We start from the raw sequence: 7,498 nt of genomic DNA on the forward strand, positions 1-7,498 counted from the left end.
GCGTCTTATCAACAATCACACGCCGTATCAGTCTGCCATCGCAACGCTCAGGGGAGGTTACCGCCATCTTAGCCGGTACACCACACGCAAGATGGAAGCGATCTGTTCAGGCTGGGAACTGTTAGACGGGGAAGATAAGAATCTGGAAGCATTCAACTACAGTCTGAGGGCCAATGATGCGAACGGGTATCAGGCATCATTACGGGCAGCGAATGAGAAGCTGGAACGGTACATTGAGCCGCTGAACTGGGAAGACATCGAAAGACTGGGCAACCATCATGCTTAAACTTTTTGGGTCCTTACCCGAGATCTTATATATCACGGGCATTGCGCGCCGTGGTTTTTCACTAGCTATAAAATTTTGAATTTGTGTCCCATGTCCCACGTCCCAATAAAATGTATTTGTAAATTATTTCAGATAGTTACGTTAAATTCACTTGGGTTTTGTGTCCCACTTTTTATGGGACATGTCCCATCTCAATGTCCCATATGTCCCAATGTCCCATTTCTAGCGAAGGATGTCCCATGTCTACAATGAGTATCAGCAAATACGCGAAGCATGTCGGTGTGAACAGGAAGACCATTACACGCTGGATCGGTGAAAATAAATACATTGTCATCGACGGCAACAAGGTCAATGTTGAAGCCAGTGACCAGAATTTAAAGCAGTACCGCGATAGCCAGGATCTTCGAACACAGAACGCCAAAAAGAACCCCGGCACATTAGACGCAGGGTCATTAGAAACACGCGCTAAGGCGGTCTATGACGAGCTATTGAGTGGCAAGGTGGATGTACGCCCGATAGAAGAATCCCGCGCCATTAAAGAGCACTATCTGGCAGAACTGGTCAAACTGGAGCACAGCATCAAATCCGGTGAGGTTCTGCCGTGGCGGGATATGGTGAACAAAGTCAGGCAGGAATACGCCCGGATGCGCACCCGTCTGATAGCAATAGCCCCTGAACACGGTCCACGGCTCCGGGCTACCGCGTCCAGCTCCACAGATGCCGAATTCGTGGCAGCCTTACAAGAGATTATCTATGAGGCCATGTATGAACTGAGTGTTGATAGTCAGTCCTCTCTGGCGTGATAAGGGCGATATGCCTGCCAGTAAGAAGCAGTCCATACACACCACACAGCCAATGGGAGGGCTTGAAATTAAGCGGTTCCCGTAAATCCCTATGCGCTTAGTCTTAATGCTATAACCCTTTGAATTTACTTATTTCCGGCAGAAAACCAGAATTCCGACTCTGAGCAGGAATTGAGGAATATCAATCGGTTAAAAGGGCTTTGAAATCCCATTTATCGTAACCTATTGATATTCCTTATTTCTGTCCCTGTAACAGAATTACTTAAAATCAATCAATTAGATAAATGGGAGAATTATCCCTTTTTAACCCCTTGATATTCTCAATAATCACCATTGGTGGAAGTTGAATAACCCTTGATATTCCTTATGCACACCCATCATTGGTGGGTGGGATTACGATCAGCGAGTTATCTAAAAGCGGGATTTCCCAACTTTAACTCCTGCATGGTGTAGGTTTAGATGTCAGCTCATCCTACATATTAAAAAGATGAATAGTATCTTTCTAATGACTAATGTTTGTCTTCCCGCTATTTGATATCTTTACTCCAAAATTACAACAATCCATGTGCTTATATTAAGGTGTTTTATTTTTCTGCTAGTTTTAAAAAATATTTTTATAAAGTTATTTGTTAGGGGCCATTTTTTACTTATTAGAATAAATTTGTTTATTATATAAATCGACATGGTTGATGTTGATTTTGAGGGTGGCGTGTTTTTTAAAAAAATTAATCTTTATGGAAATTCCATTGTCATAATATATGTGAGTTTTAGGTGCAATCAATAATGAAACGATAAATATAAGATGCGCAGGAGAGAAAATATGAAAATAAGAGATAATAATTTTTCTTTAAAGATGATGGGAATGACTAATGTCGTGTTTAATGTTACTGATCATTATATTACCAGCGGTCAAGGGTGGGAAGGTGTTACCGTATCAGATGACTCAGAAGGGTGTATTTTTCTTGTAAGAGCAGGGAGAAAGGGGTCATCGGCTCCGGCGGATTGGTTTAAAAATAAGGTGACTGGGGGAAATGCGATTGCGTGTGATACTTTAGCACCGTTACCGAGTAAATTGAATTTTGCATTCATAGGCGATCTGTCATTTGAACATGGTGGAAATAAATATTCAGGTACCGATATTGTTATAGCGCAAGGGCATAATGCTAGATCTAGAAATAATTGGTGGCTTGGTGGTAAACATATGTCAGAAATTACAGATCTTCCCTTAGGTATCTATAAACTTCAGGGGCAGCCATTTAAAGAATCTGGTGGTGTTTTACCTGATGCGATAGTGACTTTTGGGGTGAAAACCGGCTGTGTGTCAAATATGTCCATGGGAATTCTGGGGATGTAATTATTATAGTGATTTATGATTTTTAGTAGATTTTTAATAGAATCAATACCGAAGATTGAATTATGAAATCAATCTTCGGTTTAAGTTTTGTTGTGTGTTTTTCATACTAGTTTAGTGAAAATTACAAGCGACAGCAGCTTCCTTTCTTACTACTCCTCAATGACTTTTACCCGCCAGTTCTGGAACCGCTCAAACAAATGCGTGAGCTAAAGTGATTCACTGAGACAACGCTGTTTGATTAATTTATATATTAAATTATGGTTACTCATGAGAATCAATTTGAAAGTGATATTAATGGCTACCGACGAATTCCGTCGGCAGTGCAAAGCCCGAATTCGGGCTTAGGTGATAACCCATTGATATTCAATCAAACGCCAAATTTGGCGTCTGCTTATACTTTGAGTACCTCAAAATCGGGGGCGCAAAAATACCATCAACAGTGTTCGAAGCAAGCACTACCCTGATTATTTCGGGTCAGTTTGACCCCCACGATAAAATCAGTCTGGTGATTTTATGGCTAAAATAGCATATAACCCATTGATATTTAATCAGACCCCGAATTTGGGGTCTGCTTATAATTTTCGCGGCAGTAATACTGACTCACAGAATTTGTACACCTCTTAAAGAGGTGCGCAAAAGAGCTAGCCAGAGACAATGTATTTATTGTGTTTGTCCAGCTTGTAAATCAACCATCACGGAAATCGTGATAGTTGCCACTGGTCATTGCTTCCGTGAACGTGGTACAGATATGGCGCAGTTATTGACAGTTATTTTTCGTATCTGTACCACCTTAATTATTTGATATTTAATTGAAATATTCCAAGTGGTACAGATGGTACAGTTATTTCGTGTTTTTTTCGTTAGAGCGTGATTTTCGAATAATTTTCTAAACCTCCATTGTGGTAATCACAACGCAGAGGCTTGAGTTTACGCCATCCAGCACAAGGTTACTTAATGTAACTCAGTGACTCCGTACGTATTACGTTCGCAATGATTTAACTTGTTGGTTTTTATCATGGTTGAAAAACCAGTTCATCTATAGGTGGTGGAGAATGGCACGAAGACAGAAGAAGAATGCACCCTCGATAGTCGCTACGATCACAGGCAAGATTACCGTTTTCCCCAAGCGTATCAAGTGCCAGACGGGTAAGGTGATGGCAGTCGCTACCATGCAGGCACAGAGCGATAAGCGCAGTGATTACCCGTTGCGTGTTGTGGGCTTTGATGAGATGGCTCTATCGGTGATGTTGTTGCAGAAAGATCAGGTGATCACCGTGACGGGAAAGGCTTCTTACTGGCAGGGCTATCAGTTGGCTGTCAGTTCTATCGCTCAATAGGTTCCGACGAATGGCGTCGCAACCTCTTCACAAGGTTGGTGCGTTTAACGTACTGACCTCTCACTACCGACGAAATTCGTTGTCAGTCATTAGCTCAGGACGTTTAGTGCGCTGACTCTGCTTTATTGATAATGGAATATCAGGTTATCACTGGATATAGTTGAAATTAATGAATAGCGCGGCTTGGATAACGGCTATTGCTATACGTTAGGCTATACCACCGCATTAATCGATAAATAAAATCACTATATAACAACAAATTACATCACCATTTGACATTCCAAATGATTAACCGCCGGTTAGAGTGGATGGCGGCCAGTGCGCTGGCGAGCGGCACGATCACGGTGGCGGGCGATGGCTATGAAACGAAAGTCGTCAACTTCGGGCGTTCTGCTGACCTGACGGTTACCCTGAGTGGCAGTGACAAATGGCCGACAAAGGTGGATGCAGGTAAAACCAATAATCAGCCAACGCAGGATATTGAAGCCTGGTCACAGCGCATTCTGAAGAATTCCGGTGCGGTTCCTACCGATCTGGTCTTTACCACCCAGTCATGGAACGCATTTCGTCTGGATACTACGGTGACCGACAGTGCCATTAAGTATCCGGCATTAAACCCATATGGTAATCAGATTAACCCCGGCACACAGGTGCAGAAAGGTGCCGCCTACAAAGGCCGTTGGGGGCAGTTTGATTTGTGGGTGTACAACGATTGGTTTATCGACCCGGTGGATGGCAAAGAAAAACCGATGTTGCCAGAGGGGACGGTCATTATGTCTGGTGCTGACCTGATGGGAACGCGCGCCTTTGGTGCCATCATTGACCCCGCATTTAACTATGGTCCGATGGCCTATGCGCCGAAATCGTGGTTACAGCAAGATCCCGCGCAGCGTTTCCTGATGATGCAGTCTGCGCCGCTGGTTATCCCTAGCCGAGTCAACGCAGCATTGTGCGCAAGGGTGGTGTGAGATGGCGAAAAAACAGGAAACAGTCACTGATGACCTGGGCGAATTACCGTCCGAATTACAGGTGAACCCCACCGAGAATGTTGACCCGCAAATAACCCAATCTGAGTCAGCCCTGACAAAATTCTCAGGCACACTCCCTGACGAGCCAGAGGATGATGATAAAGAGGAAGACGTGCCTGAATGGGTCGTGCTGAAGGGAAACACCGTCCAGCATGACGGTGTGGCGTACTCTGAAAACTCCGTCATTTATTTGTCTGACGAGGACGCGGAACGCCTGATTCAACTGGGTGTTGTGATGCGGCTGGATGACCTGAAATCGCAGTTATTGTCTGGCAATTCCGTCACCGTTCAGGACGGCGTTAAAATCCAACAGGAGGCCTGATGCCGATTGACTGGGATAAACACCTGCTGGCACCGTTGCATCAACAATTTGCCGAGCGGGTGAACTGGCGGCCTATGCAGGGTGAGCCTTACGACATCATGGGCGTGTTTGACCGCGCTTATATCCAGCAGGTGGAATCGCTCGACGGGGACAGCAGCATTAACACCACAAAACCGTTGCTGGGTGTGCGTGATGCGGTATTCAAATCCCCGCCACAGCAACAAGACCGGCTGTTTGTGTACAGTGTCAATGCTGAATTTGTTGTGAGTGACGTTCAGCCGGACAGTCACGGTGGGACGCATTTGCAACTCAACAGGATTAAACCCAAAAAATGAACGCATCAATCATACGTAATAAGGTAGTTCAGGCGCTTATGGGGAAAACAGACGCGAAATCCCGCGTTTATTCCCCGCGCGACTGGTCAACCCGCGGGGATAATTACCCCTGTATTCTGGTGCAAACCCCGTTTGATCATAAAAAATCATTGGGCCGCAACGTTCCTCAGTTTAATACCACAACGACAGTCAGGGTCACCGGCAGGATAGAGGAATTCGACGGCGACGCTGATGATGGGGCAGAACAGGCGGAACTGGCATTAGAGGTGCTGCGGGAACAAATCGAACGGGCGGTCATCAACAGTTATGAGCTGACGAAAGTCATACAGCAATATGCTGAAATTCGGTCACAAATTGATATCGACGCCAGCGGCGAGGGGCATTTCGCCCAGCTCCTGATGGATATCGACATTGAATACTATCAGGGACCGGAAGATTTTTACCCGATTGAAACGCATCAACTGGATAGCATTGACGTGACCGTCGCGATGCCAGAACACACCCCTGAACCCCATATCCGAATTAATCTGGAGTAATCCTATGTTTGTAAAACCTGTTGCCGGGCGGTTGGTGCGCTGTCCGGTTAAGGGCGAGCCTTTGCCCGAATCCGGTGCCGAGGTGCCGGATACTCTGTTTTGGCATCGCCGGTTAAAAGATGGCGATGTGTGTTTATCGCAACCCGTGACGGAAAATAAACTCGTCAAAAAGGCCGCTCAGGAGGCTGAATAATGGCAATTCCTTTTTCCCGTATTCCCAATAACCTCAGAACGCCGCTGTTTTTCGTCGAGTTCGATAACTCCATGGCAAACAGTGCCATAGCCACCCAGCGTTCACTCATCCTCGGGCAAATGCTGGACAGTGCCGTCGCAACGCCCGATATCCCGATCCGTATTTCCTCAGCAGAACAGGCTGCGTCCCAGTTTGGACACGGCTCATTGCTGCACGGGATGACAGCCGCGTATCTGGCGAATGATCAGGCGGCTGGATGATATCTACCAGACTCTGATGTCACTGCGCTATGCGTTCATCACCAGTGCAGCCCTGAACGGCGCTGAATCCGGCCGACTGGCTCAGTTCAGTTTGCCCGCCGTTCTGCCGTCGCTGAATGTGGCCAACCGGATTTATCAGGATGCAGGCCGCAGTGATGAACTGATTCAGGCGACCAATCCCCGTCATCCGGCCTTTCTGCCCGTCAGATTTAAGGCGTTGCGCAAATGAAAAAAACGGCGAATGAGCTGTCGTTGGTTATCGGTGGCAGGGTGATCCATGGCTGGGACAGTATCCGGGTGACTCGCGGTATTGAACGATTACCCGCTGATTTTGAACTGATGTTGATGGACTATTATCCCGGCAGTCATGAAAAACAGCTCGTCGAGGCCGGGCAACCCTGTCAGGTGTTGTTAGGCGATGACCCGGTTATCACCGGTTATATCGATATCTGGAATTCATCCATCAACAAAAGCACCCACCAGATAAGGGTAACGGGTCGCAGCAAGTGTCAGGATTTAGTGGACTGCTCGGCGAAATGGCCGCAAAACGTCATTTCGTCGGCAACGGCATTGCAGATTGCCCAGAAACTGGCGCAGTGGTACGGGATAGCGGTAACGTCGGATGTGACCGATATGCCTCTTGTACCGCAGTTTACCCTGAACTGGGGGGAATCCTCCCAGGAGGTGATTGACCGCATCACCCGCTGGTCGGCGCTGTTGTATTACGACACCCCTGACGGCAATCTATTTCTGACCCGGGTGGGTGACACGGTGGCGGCCAGTGGTGTAGAGCAGGGGAAAAACATTGAACTTGCGGACTACCAGTCTTCCATGAATGAACGGTTTTCGGAGTACAGCGGCCTGTCTATGAATGTCAGTGGCCTGAGTGAACTGTCGAACGGGCAGAGCTATAAGGTGGTTGAGATTGCAACTGCAAAAGACCCTGAAGCGGAAAAGATGCGCTATCGCAATTATGTCACCATTATCGAAAGCACACTGCATACATGGGGAAAGCAGCAGGATTCGATTAATTGGGAAATGAAC

10 protein-coding genes and 2 pseudogenes are annotated in these 7,498 nt (G+C 46.6%); all 12 read left to right on the forward strand.

Annotated features, from left to right (window positions below; translation table 11 throughout):
• A pseudogene (locus Xhom_RS18565) lies at positions 1-286 on the forward strand (hypothetical protein); the annotation flags it as partial.
• A gap of 239 nt (positions 287-525) precedes the next feature.
• Positions 526-1,089, forward strand: a complete 564-nt coding sequence (locus tag Xhom_RS18570) for a hypothetical protein (protein WP_084023020.1) — start codon at positions 526-528, stop codon at positions 1,087-1,089.
• Positions 1,090-1,909: 820 nt separating this feature from the next.
• Positions 1,910-2,443 carry a hypothetical protein gene (locus Xhom_RS18575; protein ID WP_069315687.1) on the forward strand — a complete coding sequence of 178 codons (534 nt, stop codon included), beginning with the start codon at positions 1,910-1,912 and terminating at the stop codon, positions 2,441-2,443.
• Between the two features lie 1,052 nt (positions 2,444-3,495).
• Positions 3,496-3,780, forward strand: coding sequence for a hypothetical protein (locus Xhom_RS18580; RefSeq protein ID WP_069315688.1), 285 nt, complete (start codon positions 3,496-3,498; stop codon positions 3,778-3,780).
• 281 nt (positions 3,781-4,061) lie between these two features.
• A pseudogene (locus Xhom_RS18585) lies at positions 4,062-4,748 on the forward strand (major capsid protein); the annotation flags it as partial.
• A 1-nt stretch (position 4,749) separates the two neighbouring features.
• Positions 4,750-5,130: a hypothetical protein gene (locus Xhom_RS18590; RefSeq protein ID WP_069315689.1), complete on the forward strand. Its 381-nt coding sequence runs from the start codon at positions 4,750-4,752 to the stop codon at positions 5,128-5,130.
• Positions 5,130-5,465: a head-tail joining protein gene (locus tag Xhom_RS18595; RefSeq protein ID WP_069315690.1), complete on the forward strand. Its 336-nt coding sequence runs from the start codon at positions 5,130-5,132 to the stop codon at positions 5,463-5,465. The genes Xhom_RS18590 and Xhom_RS18595 overlap by 1 nt, the downstream gene beginning before the upstream one ends.
• Entirely contained in the window at positions 5,462-6,001 is a 540-nt protein-coding gene (locus tag Xhom_RS18600) for an ATP-binding protein (protein WP_069315691.1), read from the forward strand. Before Xhom_RS18595 ends, Xhom_RS18600 begins: the two co-directional genes overlap by 4 nt.
• A gap of 4 nt (positions 6,002-6,005) precedes the next feature.
• Positions 6,006-6,194 carry a DUF2635 domain-containing protein gene (locus Xhom_RS18605; RefSeq protein ID WP_069315692.1) on the forward strand — a complete coding sequence of 63 codons (189 nt, stop codon included), beginning with the start codon at positions 6,006-6,008 and terminating at the stop codon, positions 6,192-6,194.
• Between the two features lie 71 nt (positions 6,195-6,265).
• Positions 6,266-6,454, forward strand: a complete 189-nt coding sequence (locus Xhom_RS18610; RefSeq protein WP_145957476.1) for a hypothetical protein — start codon at positions 6,266-6,268, stop codon at positions 6,452-6,454.
• Entirely contained in the window at positions 6,435-6,683 is a 249-nt protein-coding gene (locus Xhom_RS18615) for a hypothetical protein (protein ID WP_069315694.1), read from the forward strand. The genes Xhom_RS18610 and Xhom_RS18615 overlap by 20 nt, the downstream gene beginning before the upstream one ends.
• A partial coding sequence (locus tag Xhom_RS18620; protein ID WP_099139821.1) for a phage baseplate assembly protein occupies positions 6,680-7,498 on the forward strand: 819 nt, incomplete at its 3' end. The genes Xhom_RS18615 and Xhom_RS18620, both read left to right, overlap by 4 nt.

The organism is Xenorhabdus hominickii, from assembly GCF_002632725.1.
Lineage (GTDB): Bacteria > Pseudomonadota > Gammaproteobacteria > Enterobacterales > Enterobacteriaceae > Xenorhabdus > Xenorhabdus hominickii.